The organism is Streptomyces sp. NRRL S-337, from assembly GCF_000720175.1.
Classification (GTDB): Bacteria; Actinomycetota; Actinomycetes; order Streptomycetales; family Streptomycetaceae; genus Streptomyces; species Streptomyces siderophoricus.
Genome location: NZ_JOIX01000083.1, coordinates 11,794 through 31,929 on the forward strand (window position 1 = coordinate 11,794; position 20,136 = coordinate 31,929).

Annotated in this window: 16 protein-coding genes and 2 tRNA genes; 9 read left to right on the forward strand and 9 right to left on the reverse strand. The window is 71.3% G+C overall.

Features of this window, described 5'->3' with window-relative positions:
- Positions 1–193: 193 nt before the first annotated feature.
- Together tig and IG62_RS0134875 are read right to left on the reverse strand one after the other, a co-directional pair.
- Positions 194–1,576, reverse strand: coding sequence for a trigger factor (tig, locus tag IG62_RS0134870; RefSeq protein ID WP_030813013.1), 1,383 nt, complete (start codon positions 1,574–1,576; stop codon positions 194–196).
- Between the two features lie 231 nt (positions 1,577–1,807).
- Positions 1,808–1,884: transfer RNA gene (locus IG62_RS0134875), tRNA-Pro, on the reverse strand.
- Positions 1,885–2,099: 215 nt separating this feature from the next.
- On the opposite strand from IG62_RS0134875, the gene IG62_RS0134880 reads away from it, so the two are divergent.
- Positions 2,100–2,170, forward strand: a tRNA-Gly gene (locus tag IG62_RS0134880).
- Between the two features lie 108 nt (positions 2,171–2,278).
- Positions 2,279–2,659 carry an arsenate reductase family protein gene (locus IG62_RS0134885; RefSeq protein WP_030813016.1) on the forward strand — a complete coding sequence of 127 codons (381 nt, stop codon included), beginning with the start codon at positions 2,279–2,281 and terminating at the stop codon, positions 2,657–2,659.
- Positions 2,660–2,770: 111 nt separating this feature from the next.
- Here the strand turns inward: IG62_RS0134885 and IG62_RS0134890 are convergent, their stop codons facing one another.
- A complete protein-coding gene (locus tag IG62_RS0134890) occupies positions 2,771–2,965 on the reverse strand; it encodes a hypothetical protein (RefSeq protein WP_030415520.1) in 195 nt (64 codons plus the stop codon).
- 582 nt (positions 2,966–3,547) lie between these two features.
- Here IG62_RS0134890 and IG62_RS0134895 point away from each other — a divergent pair.
- Positions 3,548–4,729, forward strand: a complete 1,182-nt coding sequence (locus IG62_RS0134895; protein ID WP_051799033.1) for an acyltransferase family protein — start codon at positions 3,548–3,550, stop codon at positions 4,727–4,729.
- Here the strand turns inward: IG62_RS0134895 and IG62_RS0134900 are convergent.
- The 4 genes from IG62_RS0134900 to IG62_RS0134915 form a co-directional block, all read right to left on the reverse strand.
- Complete coding sequence (locus tag IG62_RS0134900; protein ID WP_051799035.1) at positions 4,714–5,442, reverse strand: ABC transporter ATP-binding protein; 729 nt, start codon at positions 5,440–5,442, stop codon at positions 4,714–4,716. The genes IG62_RS0134895 and IG62_RS0134900 overlap by 16 nt on opposite strands.
- Before the next feature lie 167 nt (positions 5,443–5,609).
- Positions 5,610–6,755 carry a PP2C family protein-serine/threonine phosphatase gene (locus IG62_RS0134905; protein WP_030813023.1) on the reverse strand — a complete coding sequence of 382 codons (1,146 nt, stop codon included), beginning with the start codon at positions 6,753–6,755 and terminating at the stop codon, positions 5,610–5,612.
- A 158-nt stretch (positions 6,756–6,913) separates the two neighbouring features.
- The gene (locus tag IG62_RS0134910; RefSeq protein ID WP_030813026.1) at positions 6,914–7,777 is read right to left on the reverse strand and encodes an Fpg/Nei family DNA glycosylase; all 864 of its coding nucleotides are present in this window, start codon (positions 7,775–7,777) and stop codon (positions 6,914–6,916) included.
- Positions 7,778–7,854: 77 nt separating this feature from the next.
- On the reverse strand, positions 7,855–8,340 hold the full coding sequence (locus tag IG62_RS0134915) for a ribose-5-phosphate isomerase (RefSeq protein ID WP_030813029.1): 486 nt from the start codon (positions 8,338–8,340) through the stop codon (positions 7,855–7,857).
- Between the two features lie 221 nt (positions 8,341–8,561).
- Here IG62_RS0134915 and IG62_RS0134920 point away from each other — a divergent pair, with 221 nt between their 5' ends.
- Complete coding sequence (locus tag IG62_RS0134920; RefSeq protein ID WP_051799036.1) at positions 8,562–9,974, forward strand: amino acid permease; 1,413 nt, start codon at positions 8,562–8,564, stop codon at positions 9,972–9,974.
- Between the two features lie 75 nt (positions 9,975–10,049).
- Here the strand turns inward: IG62_RS0134920 and IG62_RS0134925 are convergent, their stop codons facing one another.
- A complete protein-coding gene (locus IG62_RS0134925; RefSeq protein WP_030813034.1) occupies positions 10,050–10,646 on the reverse strand; it encodes a biotin transporter BioY in 597 nt (198 codons plus the stop codon).
- A 346-nt stretch (positions 10,647–10,992) separates the two neighbouring features.
- Between IG62_RS0134925 and IG62_RS0134930 the strand changes: the two genes are divergently transcribed.
- The 3 genes from IG62_RS0134930 to IG62_RS0134940 all read left to right on the forward strand — a co-directional run bounded on the left by IG62_RS0134930 (position 10,993) and on the right by IG62_RS0134940 (position 14,996).
- Entirely contained in the window at positions 10,993–12,480 is a 1,488-nt protein-coding gene (locus IG62_RS0134930) for an amino acid permease (protein WP_234326869.1), read from the forward strand.
- Between the two features lie 223 nt (positions 12,481–12,703).
- On the forward strand, positions 12,704–14,143 hold the full coding sequence (locus IG62_RS0134935) for an amino acid permease (protein ID WP_030813040.1): 1,440 nt from the start codon (positions 12,704–12,706) through the stop codon (positions 14,141–14,143).
- A gap of 211 nt (positions 14,144–14,354) precedes the next feature.
- Entirely contained in the window at positions 14,355–14,996 is a 642-nt protein-coding gene (locus IG62_RS0134940; RefSeq protein ID WP_030813043.1) for a superoxide dismutase, read from the forward strand.
- Positions 14,997–15,118: 122 nt separating this feature from the next.
- Here the strand turns inward: IG62_RS0134940 and IG62_RS0134945 are convergent, their stop codons facing one another.
- Positions 15,119–15,763, reverse strand: a complete 645-nt coding sequence (locus tag IG62_RS0134945; RefSeq protein WP_030813045.1) for a DsbA family protein — start codon at positions 15,761–15,763, stop codon at positions 15,119–15,121.
- Positions 15,764–15,887: 124 nt separating this feature from the next.
- Between IG62_RS0134945 and pepN the strand changes: the two genes are divergently transcribed.
- Both pepN and IG62_RS0134955 read left to right on the forward strand, forming a co-directional pair.
- Positions 15,888–18,491, forward strand: a complete 2,604-nt coding sequence (pepN, locus tag IG62_RS0134950; protein WP_030813048.1) for an aminopeptidase N — start codon at positions 15,888–15,890, stop codon at positions 18,489–18,491.
- 124 nt (positions 18,492–18,615) lie between these two features.
- Complete coding sequence (locus IG62_RS0134955; RefSeq protein ID WP_030813051.1) at positions 18,616–19,635, forward strand: hypothetical protein; 1,020 nt, start codon at positions 18,616–18,618, stop codon at positions 19,633–19,635.
- Positions 19,636–20,136: the final 501 nt, after the last annotated feature.

Genomic DNA, 20,136 nt, shown 5'->3' on the forward strand with positions numbered 1-20,136 from the left:
GGTTTCAGGGACTCCCCTGCCCTCGTATCTACGGACCCTAACGCGCAGGTCGGACAACGCCATCCCGCATTGTCAACTGTTCGCTGTGAGCGCAGGCTCACGGGCCGGTACGACGGACGGGCCCGAACACGCGGACGTGCGTGTTCGGGCCCGTTGATCAGTCGTTCTGCGCGGGTCGCGGGAGGGCCGGGGCTTACGCCTCGGGCTTCTCGTCCGCAGCCTCGGTGCCGGCACCCTCGGCCTCGACGGTCTCGGCCGTCTCGTCCTCGTCGTCGAGGTCGACGACCTCGCCGTTGCTGTCCTTGACCGTGGCGGCCTCGACGACGACCGCGAGGGCCTTGCCGCGGGCGACCTCACCGACGAGCATCGGCACCTGGCCGCCCTCGACGACGGCCTGGGCGAACTGGTCGGGGGACATGCCGGAGGACTGGGCGCGGCGCATGAGGTGCTCGGTGAGCTCCTCCTGGCTGACGTTCAGCTTCTCCTTGTTGACCAGCTCGTCCAGGATGAACTGGGTCTTGATGCCCTTCTCCGCCTGCTCCTTGGTCTCGGCGTCGAACTCTTCCTCGGTCTTGCCCTGGATCTCCAGGTACTTCGCGAGGTCGAGACCCATCTGGCCGAGCTGGTGGTGCTCCAGGTTGTGCTTGCGGGTCTGGATCTCGTCCGCGAGCAGCTTCTCCGGCATCGGCACCTCGACGAGCTTCAGCAGCTCGTCCAGGACCTTCTCCTGGGCCTGGGTGGCCTGGTCGTACTTCTTCATCTGCGCGAGGCGCTTGCGGCTGTCCGCCTTGAGGTCCTCAAGGGTGTCGAACTCGCTGGCCAGCTGCGCGAAGTCGTCGTCCAGCTCGGGGAGTTCGCGGGCCTTGACCTCGGTGACCTCGACGGTGACCTCGGCCTCCTTGCCCTGGGCGGAGCCGCCCTTGAGCTCGGAGGTGAAGGTGGCGCTGCCACCGGCCTCCAGGCCCTTGACCGCGTCGTCGATGCCGTCGAGCAGCTCGCCGGAGCCGACGGTGTACGTGACGCCCTCGGCGACGCCGTCCTCCAGGACCTCGCCGTCGACCTTGGCCTCGAGGTTGACGGTCAGCACGTCGCCGTCCTGCGCGGCGCGCTCGACCGGGCTGGTCGTCGCGAAGCGCTCACGCAGCTGCTCGACCGACTTGTCGACGTCCTCGTCCGACACCTCGACGGCGTCGACCTCGACCTCGATGCCGGAGTAGTCCGGGATCTCCAGGGTGGGGCGGATGTCGACCTCAGCGGTGAAGTTCAGCGTCTCGCCGTCCTTCAGCTCGGTGATGTCGACCTCGGGCTGGCCGAGGACGTTCAGCTCGGCCTCGTTGACCGCTTCGGTGTAGAACTTCGGGAGCGCGTCGTTGACGGCCTCCTCCAGCACCGCGCCGCGGCCGAACCGCTGGTCGATGACGCGCGCCGGGATCTTGCCCTGGCGGAAGCCCTTCACCGTGACCTGCTGGTTGATCTTCTTGTACGCCGCGTCGAGGCTGGGCTTGAGCTCCTCGAAGGGCACCTCGACAGTGAGCCGAACCCGAGTCGGGTTCAGGGTCTCCACGGCGCTCTTCACGGTTCGGTCTCCTTGGGGCTGACTTCTGGGGTTCTGCTTGAGATCCGCCGGCACCCGGCTGACACCGGGCCCTGCCGATCCGCCCGGTACACAGACACACGGGCACGCAGTTTGCATAGTAACCGCAAGGAGGATGACGCCGATAACGGGATCTTGAACGCCCGGCGGTCCGGGCGGGCCCCAGAGGGGGCCGGGCTCCACCGGACGGGCCCGGTCGGACAGAGGTCCTGCTGGTCGGGGTGGCCGGATTCGAACCGACGACCTTCCGCTCCCAAAGCGGACGCGCTACCAAGCTGCGCCACACCCCGTCGGTGCGACACGTAGGGTACATGGCCGGACGCGGTAAGGCTGCCAGTTATTGCGAGGCCGCGGCAGCAGCGAGGGGGACGGCCGGCGGGCGGGGCGCGGAACCTTGCGCCGGCGTACGCGGCGCGGGGCGCCGTCCGCGGGAAGGGGTGTGCGGGAGACCGCCGCGACCCGCTAGGATGCACTGCGTGCCGAGGTCCGACGACCTGTGGCGCCTGCGGGCGTAGCTCAATGGTAGAGCCCTAGTCTTCCAAACTAGCTACGCGGGTTCGATTCCCGTCGCCCGCTCTTCGAGGAAAAGCCCCGGCCCGGTCGGCCCGGGGCTTTTCGCTTTCCGCATTCCGGAACGGCCGGGGCTTTACGCGACCGGCGCGGCGGCTTCAATAAAGTGGCCGGATGGAGATCTGGCTCAATCCCGCATGTTCCAAGTGCCGCTCCGCGGTCGACATCCTGAACGAGGAAGGCGCGCGGTACACGGTCCGCCGGTACCTCGACGATCCGCCGAGCGCGGAGGAACTGCGCGCGGTCCTGGCCCGGCTGGGGCTGGAACCGTGGGACATCACCCGCACCCAGGAGGCCGAGGCGAAGGAGCTGGGGCTCGGGGGGTGGGAGCGCACCGAGGCCGCGCGCGAGCGGTGGATCGCGGCGCTGGCCGGTCATCCCCGGCTGATCCAGCGGCCGATCATCACCGCGGACGACGGTTCGGCGGTGGTGGGCCGCAGCGAGGAGGCCGTACGCGAGGCGGTGGCGCGGACCGGGGGCGAACAGGACCTCTGAACGTCGTGAACCGTCAGGGGCCTTGTGGGCCTTGAGGTGCCTGGTGGGCGCGAGGGGCGTCCGGACGGCCGGCCAGCCGGGCGGCCGGATGACGTTCGGGTGTCCGGACGCCTAGAAGGTGATGTGGTTGATGGTGTCCGCCAGGGAGTTGAGGAACCTGTTGATGGACGGCGCCATGCCGGTGGAGGCGAGGAAGAAGCCGAACAGTATGGCGACGAGCGCCGGGCCCGCCTTGATCGACTTTCCTCTGATCAGCACGATCAGGATGATCCCCAACAGCAGCACAACTGACAGCGACAGAGCCACACTGATCACACCCTTGGTCGGAACGCCTCACCGGCCCGGGAGCATGCCGCGCACACCCCCCGGCACCCATCGTGCCACCAACTCCATGCCCACTGCAGGCCGGTGACGAATCATCGGCCAACGCTTTGCCCGATTCCGGCCGCCGGTGCCGCACGGGCCGGGCCGCGTACCGGCGTCCGGCCGCCTGCCGCCTTCCCCTCCCCCGCCGCTCGTCCCCCGCAATTTCCGCGCTGCGGGATTCCTCGATCATTCGCGATCACTCTGCGCACCCTCCGGCAATTGTTTATCCGTGAGTTCCGCCACTGTTTTACGGGCGTGGCGGAGAGCATCACTACGGGGGACCGGGCGGCGCCGCACAGCACCATGAAAGTGGACATTTCCTCGGCGTCGTCCTCAGGGGATATGACCAGATTTGAGGGTATCAAGTGCGGCAAAAGGGGCGATGGAGTGGTGGCGGCGTCCCGTCAACGGCTCGCCCCTTGCGGTGTTTATCCAGGTCATATCGGTGGGCCCGTCGGATGAAATAGCGAAGGGCGTGGCGACGGTTTTACGCATTCGCCGGGCACCGCTATCGTGCCTGGAATGTTTCCCGCTGCCCCCACACCGCGACGCGTGCTCCCGCCTGCCCGGGAGGCGGCGGGTACGGACCGGTCCGGCCGTACGGAGTCCGCCGAGCAGCCGGCGGGGGCACCGGCGCCCCCGTCGAAGAGCGGGGGGCGGAACCCCTTCTTCGACAACGCGAAGTACCTGGCCATCGTGCTGGTGGCGATGGGGCACGCCTGGGAGCCGCTGACCGACGGCAGCCGCGCCGCCGAGGCGCTCTACATGACCGTCTACACCTTCCACATGCCGGCCTTCATCATCATCTCCGGCTACTTCTCCCGCAGCTTCGACATGCGCCGGGACCGACTGCAGCGCCTGGTCACCGGGGTCGCCGTTCCGTATGTGCTCTTCGAGACCGCCTACGCGTTCTTCAAGCGCTGGGCGGACGACGATCCGGGGCATCCGATCAGCCTGCTCGACCCCTGGTTCCTGACCTGGTTCCTGATCGCCCTGTTCATCTGGCGGCTGACCACACCGCTGTGGAAGGTCGTGCGCTGGCCGATTCCGCTCGCGGTGGTCATCGCCGTCCTCGCGTCGATCTCGCCGGACATCGGTGACGACCTGGACCTCCAGCGGGTGCTGCAGTTCCTGCCGTTCTTCGTGCTGGGGCTGTCACTGCGGCCGGAGCACTTCCGGCTCGTCCAGCGGCGGGCGGTCCGGATCGCGTCGGTGCCGATCTTCGCGGCGGCGCTGGTGATGGCCTACTGGGCGGCGCCGCGGATGAGCTCGGCGTGGTTCTACCACCGCGACAGCGCCCAGGAGCTGGGCACCACCTGGTGGGTCGGCATCGTGATGACGCTGGCGCTCTTCGGCTGCTCGATGGTGCTCGTGGCCTGCTTCTTCTCCTGGGTGCCGACGCGGCGGACCTGGTTCACGGTGCTGGGCGCCGGGACGCTGTACGGCTATCTGCTGCACGGCTTCCTGGCGAAGGGCTCGCGGTTCTGGGGCTGGTTCGACGACTACGCCTGGCTGCACTCGCCGCTCGGCGAGGTCACGGTCACGCTGCTCGCGGGCGGCGTCGTGACGGCGCTGTGCACGCCGCCGGTCCGCAAGGTCTTCCGGTTCGCGATGGAACCGACCATGGACTGGGCGTTCCGCAAGCCGGCCGACGGGCCGGCGCCCGCGGTGCCCCGGCAGCAGCAGCCTCAGTCCCCTGCCTGAGGCGTCCCGGGGAGCAGGCGGTCGGTGACCGTGCCCCCCGTGAGGACCAGGATCTGGTCGGCGCGGGCGGCGGCCACCGGGTCGTGGGTGACCATGACGACCGTGGTGCCGAGGGTGTCGACGGCGTGCCGGAGCAGGCCGAGCACCTCGGCGGCGGTGGCGGTGTCCAGGGCGCCGGTGGGCTCGTCGGCGAAGAGCACGTCGGGTGCGGTGACCAGGGCGCGGGCGAGCGCGACGCGCTGCTGCTGACCCCCGGAGAGCCGGCCCGGGCGGCGGTGGGCGTGGTCGGCCAGGCCGACGCGGGCGAGGACGTCGGCCGCCCGGCGGCGGTCCGGGCGCTGTCCGGCCAGGCGCATCGGCAGCAGGACGTTGTCCTCGACGGTGAGGGCCGGCAGCAGGTTGTACCCCTGGAAGACGAAGCCCAGCCGGCCGCGGCGCAGGGCGGTGAGGCGGCGCTCACTCATTCGGCTGATTTCCGTGCCGGCGAGTCGTACGGACCCGGAGGTGGGGCGGTCCAGGCCGGCCGCGCACTGCAGGAGGGTCGATTTGCCGGATCCCGAGGGGCCCGTGACGGCGGTGAACGAGCCGCGCGGCAGCGTCAGGTCGATACCGCGCAGGGCGTGGACGGCGGCCGGGCCGCGGCCGTACCGGCGCTGTACGCCGCGCAGTTCGACGGCGGGTGCGGAGGTGGACGGGGGTGCGGTCGGGGGCATGGTGGGGCGCTCCGTGGGGTCCGGTGGGTGCTCGGCCCGGGCCGTCGTGGCGGCCGGTGGCGTCGGTTTCACGGTAGGGAGCCGGGGCCCTGCCGGGCCATGGGGAGGGCCGCAGGGCCGGGCTGGGGCAAACCCCACCGAAGAGGCCCGGCCGGCCCTCGTGGGCGTCAGGCGTCGCGGCAGATCAGGAGCAGGGCGCGGTCGTCGTTGACGTCCTTGGCGACGGCCTCGATCAGGTGCCAGGCGGCGCCGGCGAAGCCGCTGGCGACGTAGCGGTCCGCCTCGCCGGTGAGGCGGTCGATGCCCTCGGCGATGTCGCGGTCGGCGGCCTCGACCAGGCCGTCGGTGAAGAGCATCAGGACGTCGCCGGGCCGCAGGGTGCCCTTGACCGGGTCGAACTGGGCGCCGTCGTAGACGCCGAGCAGCGGCCCGTCCCCCGCCTTCTCCTCCCAGCGGCCGCTGCCGGCGCTGAGCTGGAGGGCCGGCAGGTGGCCCGCGGAGAGGAGTTCGTAGTCGCCGGATTCGAGGTCGAGGACGAGGTGGATGGAGGTGGCGAAGCCCTCCTCCCAGTCCTGGCGGAGGAGATAGCCGTTGGCCGCCGGGAGGAAGCCGTGCGGCGGGAGGGAGCCGAGCAGGCCGCCGAAGGCGCCGGAGAGCAGCAGGGCGCGGGAGGCGGCGTCCATGCCCTTGCCGGAGACGTCGGTGAGGACGACTTCGAGGATGTTGCCGCCGTGTGTGCGGGAGGCCACGACGAAGTCGCCGGAGAAGGACTGGCCGCCGGCCGGGCGCAGCGCCATCTCGTGGTGCCAGCCCTTGGGGAGCCGGGGCAGTTTGCTCTGTACCCGGATGCGTTCGCGCAGGTCGAAGAGCATGGTGCCGCCGCGCCGCCAGGGCACGCCGACGCGGCTGCGGAACTGGGCGATGAGCAGGCCGAAGAGCCCGACGGCGGCGACGACCAGGACGGTGCCCGGGGTGATCCGGTCGGGGCCTTCCTCGTACGGGCCGAAGAGCGCGGCCTCGACGACGAGGGCGGCGGCGGAGGCGCCGTAGAGGACGAGGAGGTTGGCGGGACGGAGGAGCAGGCCGCCGGCGATGACGGGGAGGACCAGGGCGGTGGGGGCGATCCATTCGGGGCGCCAGAGGGTGCCGGCGGCGATGGCGGGGATGGCGAACAGCAGGGCGGCCAGCGCGAAGTGGTCGGAGCCCTCGCCGCGGAAGTAGTCGACCCCGGCCTTGCGCACGCCGACGCGGGCCCGGTGCAGGCCTTTGTGCACCCGGGCCGTCAGGGTTTCGGTTCCCGGGCCACTCGTCATCGCTCTGGGACCTTATCCACCCGTTCGGCGGCGCGTCGATTCGCCGCACGTCGCCCCGGCCAATTGCGCGGAAACCCTGTTCGAAATGCGGTCGCGCGGCCGGGGAACGTCCGATGAGCCGTGGTGGGAGGGGGTGTGGCGCGGCGCGATCGCGGGTATTACGCGGCGCCGCCGGCCGGTTGGCAGCCCGGGCACCAGAAGAGGTTGCGGGCGGCGAGGCCGGCGGTGCGGATCTCGGTGCCGCAGATGTGGCAGTCCTGCAGGGCGCGGCGGTAGACGTAGACCTCGCCGCCGTGGTCGTCGACACGGGGCGGGCGGCCCATGGCCTCGGGGGTGTGCTCGGGGCGGACGGTGTCGATGCGGTTGTGGCGGACGCCTTCGCGCATGAGGGCGACCAGGTCGGACCAGATGGCGTCCCACTGTGTGCGGGTGAGATCGCGGCCGGCGCGGTACGGGTCGATGCCGTGGCGGAAGAGGACCTCCGCGCGGTAGACGTTGCCGACCCCGGCGATGATCTTCTGGTCGAGGAGCAGCGCCGCGATGGTCGTCCGGCTGCGGGAGATCCGCTGCCAGGCGCGGCCGCCGTCGTCCTCGGGGCGCAGCGGGTCGGGGCCGAGCCGGTCGTGTATGGCGTCCTTCTCGGCCTCGGTGATCAGTGCGCAGGTGGTGGGGCCGCGCAGGTCGGCGTAGGCGTCGGCGTTCGCCAGGCGCAGCCGGACGGTGTCGGTGGGCGGCGGGGCCGGAGCGGTGCCGAAGCCGAGCTTGCCGAAGAGGCCGAGGTGGATGTGGATCCAGCGATGGGGGTACCCCCTGGACCGGAGCTCGTCGGAGGTCCTTGGGGGAGAGCCGAAGCCGAGGAAGAGGTGTTTGCCGTGTGCCTCGGTGGTTTCGAGCACCTGGTGGTCGACGAGGGCCGCGCCGTCGGAGAACTTGCCCTGGGGGCTGGTCGCCCGGACCTTCTGCCCCAGGAAGCGCTCGGCGTAGTCCGCGGCGAGGCGGTGGATGGTGTGGCCCTCGGGCACGGCGGGTCCTCCGGTGGGCGCGCCCGCCCGCCCCGGGGCGGCGGGGTGGGCGGGCGGCGGCGTCGAACGGGCGGGGGTCAGCCCTGCGGGTGGTGTGCGGGGATGGCCGGGAGGTCGCCGGTGGTCTCGTACGCGGAGAGCATCTCGATGCGGCGGGTGTGCCGCTCGTCGCCGGAGTAGGGGGTGTTCAGGAAGACCTCGATGAACCTGGTCGCCTCGTCCTGGGTGTGCATCCGGCCGCCGACGGAGATGACGTTGGCGTTGTTGTGCTCGCGACCGAGCTTGGCGGTCTCCTCGCTCCAGGCCAGTGCGGCCCGTACGCCCTTGACCTTGTTGGCGGCGATCTGCTCGCCGTTGCCGGAGCCGCCGATCACGATGCCGAGGCTGTCCGGGTCGGCGGCGGTCTTCTCCGCGGCGCGGAGGCAGAACGGCGGGTAGTCGTCCTGGGCGTCGTAGATGTGGGGACCGCAGTCGACGGGCTCGTGGCCGTGGGCCTTGAGCCACTCGACGAGGTGGTTCTTGAGTTCAAAGCCGGCATGGTCGGAACCGAGGTACACGCGCATGCGATGAGTGTGACATGCACCGCCCGGGGTAGGCGCCGCCGGGTCCGCCGGTGGCTGTGGCTCCGGATCCGCCCGCGCGACCCGTGGGCACCTTCCGTCCGCATGTGAGAGACGTCACTGTCCAGTGATTCGAGCAACAAACCCGGATTGGACCTTCCAATCATTGGGCGACGGAGATCTCATGGGGGAGTTCCTTCCCCGAACCACAAAGGACGGTGCACATGGGTGCGCACCCGCCGGACGGGCTGCAGGCAGGTCTGAAGAACCGCCATTTGTCGATGATCGCCATCGGCGGGGTGATCGGCGCCGGGCTGTTCGTCGGCTCCGGGGCCGGTATCGCGGCCGCCGGGCCGGGCATCCTGCTCTCCTACGCGCTGACCGGTCTGCTGGTCGTGCTGGTGATGCGGATGCTGGGCGAGATGGCCGCGGCCTCGCCGGCGTCCGGGTCGTTCTCGGCGTACGCGGACCGGGCGCTGGGCCGCTGGGCGGGGTTCACGATCGGCTGGCTGTACTGGTTCTTCTGGTCGGTGGTGCTGGCCGTCGAGGCGACCGCGGCCGGCGCGATCCTCACCGGGTGGGTCCCGGCCGTCCCGCAGTGGGCCTGGGCGCTGCTGGTGATGATCGTGCTGACCGGCACCAATCTGATCTCGGTGGGCTCGTTCGGCGAGTTCGAGTTCTGGTTCGCCGGGATCAAGGTCGTGGCGATCGTGGTGTTCATCGTGGTCGGCGCCCTGGCGATCTTCGGGCTGCCGCCGGGGAACGGCGCGGTGGGGATGTCGAACCTGACCGGCCACGGCGGGTTCCTGCCGCACGGCCCGGGCGCGATCCTCTCCGGCATGCTGCTGGTGGTCTTCTCCTTCATGGGCAGCGAGATCGTCACGCTGGCGGCGGGCGAGTCGCCCGACCCGGTGCAGGCCGTGCGCAAGGCCGTCAACAGCGTCATCTGGCGGATCGCGCTGTTCTACCTGGGCTCGATCGCGGTGATCGTGACGCTGCTGCCGTGGAACGACCCGGCGGTGGTCAAGAGCCCGTACGTGGCGGTGCTGACGTCGCTGGACATCCCGTACGCGGGCACCGTGATGGACGTCGTGGTGCTGACCGCGGTGCTGTCCTGTCTGAACTCCGGGCTGTACACCGCCTCGCGGATGGCGTTCTCGCTCGGGGAGCGCGGGGACGCGCCGAAGTCGTTCGCGACCGTCAACAAGGGCGGGGTGCCGGCGGTGGCGACCTGGGCGTCGGTCGCCTTCGGCTTCATCGCGACGATCTTCAGCTACACCTCGAAGGACACCGTCTTCCAGTTCCTCCTGAACTCCTCGGGCGCGGTGGCGCTGTTCGTGTGGCTCGTCATCTGCTTCTCGCAGCTGCGGATGCGCCGGACGCTGGAGCGGGAGACGCCGGAGCTGCTGACCGTGCGGATGTGGCTGTACCCGTGGCTGACGTACGCGACGATCGCGCTGATCGTGTTCGTCGTGGGCTACATGTTCTACGACCCGGACGGCCGGGAGCAGATGGTGCTGTCGGTGGTCGCGGCGGTGGTGGTGCTGGCGGTCGGGCTGCTGCTGGAGCGGCGGCGGGGGCGGGAGAAGCAGGCGGTGGCGCCCGCCGAGGCCGTCGAGGCCGCCGACCGCGCCTGACGGCGGGAGTACGAAAGGGCGGGGCCCGCACCGGGATCGGTGCGGGCCCCGCCCTTTCGTCGTCGTGGCCGGCGGTCAGTCGCGGCGGCCGGCGAGCTTCCACGCGGTCGGCAGCGCGCCCATGGCCAGCGCGGCCTTGAGGGCGTCGCCGAGCAGGAAGGGGACGAGGCCGACGGCGACGGCCTTGTCGAGCGACATGCCGGTGCTCAGCGCGAGGTAGGGCACGCCGAGGGCGTAGATCACGGCGGTGCCGGCGGCCATCGTGGCGGCGGTGCGCAGCGCCCCGCGGTCGCCGCCGCGCCGGGCCAGCGCACCGACCAGGCCGGAGGCGAGCAGCATGCCGACGATGTAGCCGAAGGTGGGGCTGGCGAAGCCGGAGGCGCCGCCGGCGAACCAGGGCATGCCGGCCATGCCCGCCAGGGCGTACAGGGCCAGGGAGAGCAGACCGCGGCGGGCACCGAGCGCGGTGCCGACCAGCAGGGCGGCGAAGGTCTGGCCGGTGACCGGGACCGGGGAGCCCGGGATCGGGACGGCGATCTGCGCTGCGAGGCCGGTGAGCACGGCGCCGCCGGCGACCAGCGCGGCGTCGCGGACGCGGGCGCGGGAGGCGGTGGTGGCCGGCAGCAGGTCGGCCAGGACGGTACCGGTACGGGTGAGGGCGGCGGTGCTCATCAGGACTCCGCAGGTGTGTGAGGGATCGGGACGGGTCGGGACGGTGTGACGTTAGTCCAGCGGGCGGCCACTGATCATCGTGTGGCGGCGACAAAGCCGCGGTGGCCCGCTTGGAGACTTCCGAATAACGGCCAGATTGCCCGGCCCTGTTGGTGCGCGCGGCGTCTTTGCAGGTCACGTGATGCTCGTCACGGCTCGGGCGGCTTCCGGTCGCCGGTTTTGTGGTAGCGCGCGGGGTGCGGCGACACTGGTTCCGCCCCGCGGTGACCTGTGGAGTTCCCCCAAACCCGCCGGTGGCCCTGGGCATGTGCCCGGCCGCCTTCGCCCCTGTGAGAGTTACGCACCCATGCACGAGACACCGACCACCGCCGGGCCGACCGCGTCCGGCGCGGGAGCCGGCGAGCAGGAGCCCCTGTCCGGCGGGCTCAAGCAGCGCCATCTGACGATGCTGGGGCTGGGCGGGGTGATCGGCGCGGGCCTGTTCGTGGGGTCCGGTGCGGGGATCGCGGTGGCCGGGCCGGGGATCGTGCTGTCGTACCTGATCGCGGGCGCGCTGGCGATGCTGATCATGCGGATGCTCGGCGAGATGTCGGCGGCGATGCCGGCGTCGGGGGCGTTCTCGGTGCACGCGGAGCGGGCTCTGGGGCGCTGGGCCGGCTTCAGCGTGGGCTGGCTGTACTGGTTCCTGCTGGTGGTGGTGCTCGCCGTGGAGGCGACCGGTGCGGCGCAGATCGCGCACGGCTGGGTGCCGGCGGTGCCGCAGTGGGCCTGGGTGCTGCTCTTCATGATCGTCTTCACCGGGGCCAACCTCGCCGCGGTGAAGAACTTCGGCGAGTTCGAGTTCTGGTTCGCGGCCCTGAAGGTCTTCGCGATCGTGCTGTTCCTGGGCCTGAGCCTGCTGGCAGTCTTCGGCGTGCTGCCCGGTACCGCGCCGGTGGGCACGGCGAACCTCACCGGGCAGGGCGGGTTCCTGCCGCACGGCTGGGCCGGGGTGGTCTCCGGGGTGCTGGCCGTGGTGTTCGCCTTCGGCGGGCTGGAGGTCGTCACCATCGCCGCGGCCGAGTCGGACGACCCGGCGCGGGCGGTGGGCCGGGCGGTGCGCAGCGCGGTGTGGCGGATCCTGTTCTTCTACGTGGGCTCGATGCTGGTGATCGTGGCGCTGCTGCCGTGGTCGTCGATGCGGCCGGGGCAGAGCCCGTACGTGGCGGTGCTGGACCACATCGGGGTACCGGGCGCCGGGCAGATCATGAACGTGGTGGTGTTCGTGGCGCTGCTGTCGGCGCTGAACGCCAACCTCTACGGCTCGTCGCGGATGGTGTTCTCGCTGGCCGAGCGGGGCGAGGCGCCACGCGGGCTGCTGGCGGTGTCGGGCGGAGGGGTGCCGCGCCGGGCCGTGCTGGTGTCGGTGGCGTTCGGGTTCGTCTCGGTGCTGCTGAACCTGAAGTGGCCGGATTCGGTCTTCCTGTACATGCTCAACGCGGTCGGTGCGGTGCTGCTGTTCGTGTGGGGGCTGATCGCCGTCTCCCAGCTGCGGCTGCGCCGGCGGCTGGAGCGCGAGGCACCGCAGAAACTGGCCCTGCGGATGTGGGCGTTCCCGTACCTGACGTGGGTGGCGCTGCTGGCCATGGGCGGGGTCGTGGTGCTGATGCTGACCGATGACACGGCCCGGCCGCAGCTGCTGTGGTCGGCCGGGGCGACCGCGGCGGTGCTGCTGGTGGCCGGCGGGCGGGAGCTGCGGGACCGGCGCCGGCGGGCCCGTGAAGCAGCCGGTCCGGTTTCACCGGCCGTCGCAATCGACGCCGATTCAGGCACGCACGGTGACGATCGCGTCTGAATACCGAACATTCGCTGCACGACTGTTGCCCTGAGCGGACACCGGCACCCAAACTGAGCCAGCTTTGCCGAGGACCCCGGAGTTGAGCCGTCGGCGGCCCCTGCGCGACCGCCTGCCCCGGCAGGGGCCCGCCCGGGGCCCGGCAGCACGTCGCGCCGGTCGCGGCACCGGGAGAACGCAGTAACGCTCTTGCTCCGCTCTCATCTACTGGGACAGGTACGACATGAATCGGACACCCTCGTCCGCCGCACCCGCGCGCGAGCAGACCGACCTGGCGGCGGGCGCCGACGGCGGCCCCTCGCTGTCCAACGGCCTCAAGCAGCGCCACCTCTCGATGATCGCCCTGGGCGGCGTCATCGGCGCCGGTCTCTTCGTCGGCTCCCGCGAGGGCATCGCGGCGGCCGGCCCCTCGATCGTGCTGGCCTACGCCGTCTCCGGCGCCCTGGTCATGCTGGTCATGCGGATGCTCGGCGAGATGGCCGCGGCCAACCCGGCCTCCGGCTCCTTCTCCGTGCACGCCGAGCGGTCGATCGGCTCGTGGGCCGGCTTCACGGTGGGCTGGATGTTCACCGCGCTGCTGTGCGTGGCGGTGGCCGCCGAGGCGCTGGGCGCCGCGGACGTGATGCACCAGTGGTTCCCGTCCACCGAGCCGTGGATGTGGGTCCTGCTGTTCATGGTGATCTTCACCGGGACGAACCTGGCCGCGGTCTCCAACTTCGGTGAGTTCGAGTTCTGGTTCGCCGCCCTGAAGGTCGCCGCGATCGGCATCTTCCTGGTCCTGGGCGTGCTCGCGATCCTCGGCGTGCTGCCCGGCACCCAGGCGCCCGGCGCCTCGCACCTCACCGGTGACGGCGGCTTCCTGCCCAAGGGTGTGGACGGCCTGATGGTCGGTCTGCTGGCGTCGGTGTTCGCGTACGGCGGTCTGGAGACGGTGACCATCGCGGCCGCCGAGTCCAAGGACCCGGTGCGTGGGGTGGCTCGCGCGGTGCGCACCGCGATGTGGCGGATCGCCCTGTTCTACGTCGGCTCGATGGCCGTCATCGTCACCGTCATCCCGTGGAGCGCCCCGTCGATCGCCAAGTCCGGCCCGTACGTGGCGGTCCTGGACTACCTGAAGATCCCGGCGGCCGGCCAGATCATGAACGTGGTCATCCTGGTGGCGCTGCTGTCCGCGGTGAACGCCAACATCTACGGCTCCTCGCGGATGGCGTACTCGCTGATCTCCCGCGGGCAGGGCCCGGCCGTGCTGGGCAAGGTCAGCAGCGGGGTGCCGCGCCGCGCGGTGCTGCTGTGCTCGACGTTCGGCTTCCTCGCGGTGCTGCTCAGCTTCCTGTGGCCGACCACGGTCTTCCAGTGGCTGCTGAACATGGTCGGCGCCGCCGTCCTGGTGGTGTGGGGCTTCATCGCCGTCGCCCAGCTGCGGATGCGCCGGCAGCTGGAGCGCGAGGCGCCGGAGAAGCTCGTGGTGAAGATGTGGGCCTTCCCGGTGCTGACGTGGGTGGCGCTGGCGGGCATCGTCGCGGTGCTGCTGCTGATGCTGCGGGACGACAACCAGCGCATCCAGCTGCTGTTCACCGGCGGCTTCGGGGTCGTGCTGACCCTGGTCGGGCTGCTGCGGCAGCAGTCGCTCGGCAGCAAGCAGAGCGAGCCGGCCGACTTCTAGCCGGCGGCGGCCGGCCCGAGGGCCGCGCACCGGCGCTCATCCCGGCATCCCGTCAAGGCGGGGCGGCCCCCCCTCCCGGGCCCCCCCCCCGCCTTACGTCTTGGGGACCAGGTCGGCGCCCGCGCCCCGCCGAAGATCACTCCTGCTGGTAGCGTGCTCTTGCACATCGATTGCAATTACTGCATTGACGCAGCTTGGAGGCGGGATCGGCATGGCCACCTACACACTTCCTGAACTTCCGTACGACTACGCGGCGCTGGCACCGGTCATCAGCCCCGAGATCATCGAGCTGCACCACGACAAGCACCACGCGGCCTACGTCAAGGGCGCGAACGACACCCTGGAGCAGCTCGCCGAGGCCCGCGACAAGGACCAGTGGGGCAGTATCAACGGCCTGGAGAAGAACCTCGCGTTCCACCTCTCCGGCCACATCCTGCACAGCATCTACTGGCACAACATGACCGGTGACGGCGGCGGTGAGCCGCTGGAGAAGGACGGTGTGGGCGAGCTCGCCGACGCGATCGCCGAGTCCTTCGGCTCGTTCGCCAAGTTCAAGACGCAGCTGTCGAAGGCCGCGGCGACCACCCAGGGCTCCGGCTGGGGCGTGCTGGCCTACGAGCCGGTCACCGGCCGGCTGATCGTCGAGCAGGTCTACGACCACCAGGGCAACGTCGGCCAGGGCTCGGTGCCGATCCTGGTCTTCGACGCCTGGGAGCACGCCTTCTACCTGCAGTACAAGAACCAGAAGGTGGACTTCATCGAGGCCATGTGGCGGGTCGTGAACTGGCAGGACGTGGCCAAGCGGTACGCGTCGGCCAAGGAGCGCGCCCACAACCTACTGCTCGCGCCGTAACACCCCGCAGGCGTCCTGCCTCGTGATCGTCTTCTCACCCTTCACCCGGCAGGCGGAAGAACGGAGCGCCCCCGCACGTCCGATACGTGCGGGGGCGCTCCCATGGGTGCGGGCGACCGCGCTCAGTCGAAGATGGGGCCCTGGGTGCGGGTCCGCTTGATCTCGTAGAAGCCGGGGATGGACGCCACCATCAGCGTGCCGTCCCAGAGCTTCGCGGCGTCCTCGCCCTTGGGGGCGGGGGTGACGACCGGGCCGAAGAAGGCGATCTGCTCGCCGTCGGAGCCGGGCACGGCGATGACCGGGGTGCCGACCTCCTGGCCGACCAGGTCGATGCCCGCCTTGTGGGAGGCGCGCAGCTCCTTGTCGTAGGTGTCCTTGTCGGCGTACTCGATCAGCTCGGCGGGCAGGCCCGCGTCGTCGAGGGCGGCGGCGATGCTCTCGCGGGTCACCCCGAGGCCCTCGTTGTGGAAGCGGGTGCCGAGCGCGGTGTAGAGCCGGCCGACGGCCTCGTCGCCGTGCAGCTGCTGCGCGGCGATCACCACACGGACCGGGCCCCACGCCTTGCCTCCGGGGCGCATGTTCTCGGCGTACTCCTCGGGCAGCGTGTCGAGCTTGTCCTCGTTGAGCACCGCCAGGCTCATCACGTGCCAGCGCACCTCCACCGGGCGGACCTTCTCCACCTCCAGCATCCAGCGGGAGGTCATCCAGGCCCAGGGGCACAGCGGGTCGAACCAGAAGTCTGCCGGGGTCTTCGGGGTGTCGGACACGTCGTCGTCTCCTCATGAGAGCGGTGGGTATCTGTGGTGTTCTGCCGCGGACGGTTCAACCGCGGGTGGGCGTGCCATGATTCCCCGTGTTCGATATTCGAGACGAGGACGAGGGAGTCACGTCGTGCCAGGTGAGAATCTGTCCCGGGACGAGGCACGTCAGCGGGGCCGGCTGCTGAGCGTCGACGCCTACGACGTGGCGCTGGACGTCCGCTCAGCGGTCGCCGAGCCGGACGCCGCGGCCACGTTCCGGTCGCGCACGACGATCCGCTTCCGCTGCGCCGAGCCGGGCGCCGCCACCTTCGCCGACCTGCTGGCGCCGGAGGTCACCTCGGTCACCCTCAACGGCCGGGAGCTGGACCCCTCCGAGGTCTTCGACGGCAGCCGGATCGCCCTGGACGGCCTGGCCGCCGAGAACACCCTCGTCGTCGACGCGCAGTGCGCCTACAGCCGGACCGGCGAGGGCCTGCACCGCTTCATGGACCCCGAGGACGGCGAGGTCTACCTCTACACCCAGTACGAACCGGCCGACGCCCGCCGGGTCTTCGCCAATTTCGAACAGCCGGACCTGAAGGCGCCGTTCACCTTCGAGGTGACCGCCCCCGAGGGATGGGTGGTCCTGAGCAACGGCGCGCAGGAGGGAGCGGCCGAGGGAGGGGTGCACCGGTTCGCGGTGACCCAGCCGATCTCCACCTACATCACGGCCGTGGTCGCCGGGCCGTACCACTACGTCTCCGACAGCTACCACCGCACCTTCGACGACGGCACCGAGCTGGAGATCCCGCTGGGCGCGCTCTGCCGCAAGGGCCTGGCCAAGCACTTCGACGCGGACGACGTCTTCACCGTCACCAAGCAGGGCCTGGACTTCTTCCACGACCACTTCGACTTCCCGTACCCCTTCGGGAAGTACGACACCGCGTTCGTGCCCGAGTACAACCTCGGCGCGATGGAGAACCCGGGCTGCGTCACCTTCCGCGAGGAGTTCATCTTCCGCGGCAAGGTCACCGAGGCGTCCTACGAGCGGCGCGCCAACGTCATCCTGCACGAGATGGCGCACATGTGGTTCGGCGACCTGGTGACCATGCAGTGGTGGGACGACCTGTGGCTCAAGGAGTCCTACGCGGACTTCATGGGCGCCTTCGCGCTGGTGGGGGCCACCCGGTTCGCGAACGGCTGGATCACCTTCGCCAACCGCCGCAAGGCCTGGGCGTACCGCGCCGACCAGTTGCCGTCCACCCACCCGGTCACCGCCGACATCCGTGACCTGGAGGACGCCAAGCTCAACTTCGACGGCATCACCTACGCCAAGGGCGCCGCGGTGCTCAAGCAACTGGTGGCGTACGTGGGGCAGGAGGCGTTCCTGGAGGGCGCCCGGCGCTACTTCAAGCGCCACGCGTACGGCAACACCCGGCTCGCGGACCTCCTGGCCGTACTGGAGGAGACCTCGGGCCGCGACATGGCGGCCTGGTCGCGGGCCTGGCTGGAGACCGCGGGCGTCAACTCCCTCACCCCGGAGGTGCTTTACGACGCCGAGGGGCGGATCGCGGAGCTGGCCGTCCACCAGGAGGCGGCGCCCGAGCAGCCGGAACTGCGGCCGCACCGGGTCGCGGTGGGCCTCTACCGCCGGCAGGACGCCTCGTCCGGCAGCGGCCACCCGGCGCTGGTGCGGTACGCCCGGGCCGAGGTGGACGTCGCCGGGCCGCGGACGGCCGTACCGGAACTGGCCGGCGCCGAGCGGCCCGAGCTGGTCCTGGTCAACGACGACGACCTGACGTACTGCAAGGTCCGCTTCGACGCGGACTCGCTGGCGACGCTGCGGGGCCGGCTCGGCGAGCTGACCGACCCGATGGCGCGGGCGCTGTGCTGGGCCGCGCTGTGGGGGCTGACCCGCGACGGGCTGCTGCCGGCCCGGGACTACCTGGGCCTGGTGCGGCGGTTCGCCGGCCGGGAGACCGACATCGGCGTACTGCAGTCGCTGCACGGGCAGGCCCAGGCGGCGCTGGAGCAGTACACCGCGCCGGACCACAAGGAGGCCGCCGGGCGCGAGCTGGCCGAGGGCGCGCTGGTGGAGCTGCGGCGGGCCGAACCGGGCAGCGGCCACCAGCTGTCCTGGGTGCGGCACTTCGCCGCGGTGGCCTCCGCGCCCGCGGACCTCGCGCTGCTCCAGGGGCTGCTCGACGGCACCGAGACCCTCGACGGGCTGGAGGTGGACCAGGAGCTCCGCTGGGCGCTGCTGGCGCCGCTGGCCGCGCACGGGGTGGCGGACGAGGCGGTGATCGCCGCGGAGCTGGCGCGCGACGACACCGCGTCGGGCAAGCGCCACCAGGTCCGGTGCCTGGCGGCCCGTCCGTCGGCGGAGGTCAAGGAGCAGGCGTGGGCGGACGTGGTGGAGTCCGACGCGCTGTCCAACGCCCTGGTGGAGGCGACCATCGCCGGGTTCGCACAGCCGGACCAGCGGGAGCTGCTGGCGCCGTTCGCCCCGCGCTACTTCGCCGCGATCGAGCGGGTGTGGCGCGAGCGGTCCATCGAGATCGCGATGGACGTGGTGCGCGGGCTGTTCCCGGCCTGGCTGGTGGAGCACGCCACCCTGGAGGCGGCGGACGGCTGGCTGGACGGGCATCCGCAGGCCGCGCCCGCGCTGCGCCGGATCGTGCTGGAGGAGCGGGACGACCTGGCCCGGGCGCTGCGCGCACAGGCTTGTGACGAGGCGGCCGGGGCGAGGCCGTAACCTCCCGGCCGACCAGCCCTTCTCGGCAGTCGAACGCCCGTACTTTAGCCCAGGATTGTCCGGTTCCTGGCACGGGCGTGTAACAGCGGTTAGGGGGCGGAGCGGGCGCGGGAATCGCCACGGCATGAACCACGACACCCCGCTCTCCCCCCTTCCCCTCCGTCACCTCGCCGATGTCCGCTGCAAGGTACTGACCACCCGTCAGCTCCGGCAGCACGGCGTGACAGCGGCCGAGACGACCGAGCGCTGCCGCCCCGGCGGCTGCTGGCAACAGGTGCTCCCCGGCATCTATCTGCTCCATCCCGGGCCGCCCACCAGCGAGGAACGGCTGCACGCGGTGCTGCTGTACGCCAGCCACCGGGGGCCGACGGTGCCCCGGCAGGGCTCGGCCGACGCCCCCGCCGAGGCGATGATCACCGGCCTGGCGGCGCTCGCCCTGCACGGCTTCACGGAGACGCCGCCGCTGCTCTCCCTGGACCGCATCGAGGTGCTGGTCGCCCGCACCCGGCGGCTGCGCTCGACCGGCTTCGCGCAGATCGTCCGGTCCGCGGAGCTGCCGGTGCCGCAGCAGGTCACCGGCGTGCCGACCGCACCGGTCGCGCGCGCCCTGGCCGACGCGGTCGCCGGGCTCACCGACGCCTCGGCGGTGCGCCGGCTGCTGACCGAGGCGGTGCGCGGCGGGCACTGCGAGACGCCGGTGGTGGTGCGCGAGCTGAGCCGGGCCCGGCTGCTGACCCGGCCGCACGTGGTGGACGCGGTCGACACCTTGCTCGCCGAGGGCCGGGCGCAGGCCGAACAGTGGCTGTACGCGATGGTGCGCGACCACGACCTGCCGGACCCGCTGTGGAACGTCGACCTGCGGCTGCCGGGCGGGCCGCTCCTGGGCGGGGTGGACGCCTTCTGGCCCGAGCACGGGGTGGCCCTGGAGATCGACACCCGCGCGCCACGCCCCGAGGAGGACCCGCTGCACTCGGCCTTCGACCAGAAGCGCGAACACCTGGAGCGCCTCGGCATCACCATCGTCCGCTGCCTCCCCCGCACCCTCCGCGAGGCCCCCGCCCAGCAGGCCACCGTCGTCCGCACCGCCCTCATGGCCTCCCCGGACCGCGAACCGGTCGCGTACGTGGTGGCCCTGCCCCGCTGAGGGCCCGCTCCGGCCGCACATCTCCTACGGCCCATACAGCTCATACAGCTCATACATCCGATAAGGCTCATACGGCCGAACTCACGGCCCCCCGACCGCGCTTCCGGTACGGCCGCGGGCAGGTACGGCCGCGGGCCAGGTCCCTCCCCGGCCCAGGTCCCTCCCCGGCTCAGGTCCCTCCCGGGCCAGGTCCCTCCCCGGCCCAGGTCCGTCCCCGGGCCAGGTCCGTCCCCAGCCGCGGAATGCCCGCCCCGGCCTGCCTCGTTGCGTCGCCGACCGCGGAATGCGCGCCTCGCCCTGCCCCTACTCGTTTACGTCCCGCTCCCCGGAATACCGCTCCACCCCGCCTCGTTGTGGCCCCGCAGGGGGTGCTCGCGACCCTTAGCGGATCCGTTCGACCAGCCCCTAGTACTGCAACCGCATGTGGTGTGACCGTGTGGGCTGGGGCTCGTTGGTGTGACTGTGTGAGAAGTCGCTGACGGTTGAGCAGATCGATTCGTG

Coding starts and splice junctions, on each gene's coding strand:
- IG62_RS0134885 (WP_030813016.1), top strand. CDS start 2,279: ATGGAGATCTGGCTCAATCCCGCATGTTCCAAGTGCCGCTCCGCGGTC.
- IG62_RS0134895 (WP_051799033.1), top strand. CDS start 3,548: ATGTTTCCCGCTGCCCCCACACCGCGACGCGTGCTCCCGCCTGCCCGG.
- IG62_RS0134900 (WP_051799035.1), bottom strand. CDS start 5,442: ATGCCCCCGACCGCACCCCCGTCCACCTCCGCACCCGCCGTCGAACTG.
- IG62_RS0134905 (WP_030813023.1), bottom strand. CDS start 6,755: ATGACGAGTGGCCCGGGAACCGAAACCCTGACGGCCCGGGTGCACAAA.
- IG62_RS0134915 (WP_030813029.1), bottom strand. CDS start 8,340: ATGCGCGTGTACCTCGGTTCCGACCATGCCGGCTTTGAACTCAAGAAC.
- IG62_RS0134920 (WP_051799036.1), top strand. CDS start 8,562: ATGGGTGCGCACCCGCCGGACGGGCTGCAGGCAGGTCTGAAGAACCGC.
- IG62_RS0134925 (WP_030813034.1), bottom strand. CDS start 10,646: ATGAGCACCGCCGCCCTCACCCGTACCGGTACCGTCCTGGCCGACCTG.
- IG62_RS0134930 (WP_234326869.1), top strand. CDS start 10,993: ATGCACGAGACACCGACCACCGCCGGGCCGACCGCGTCCGGCGCGGGA.
- IG62_RS0134935 (WP_030813040.1), top strand. CDS start 12,704: ATGAATCGGACACCCTCGTCCGCCGCACCCGCGCGCGAGCAGACCGAC.
- IG62_RS0134940 (WP_030813043.1), top strand. CDS start 14,355: ATGGCCACCTACACACTTCCTGAACTTCCGTACGACTACGCGGCGCTG.
- IG62_RS0134955 (WP_030813051.1), top strand. CDS start 18,616: ATGAACCACGACACCCCGCTCTCCCCCCTTCCCCTCCGTCACCTCGCC.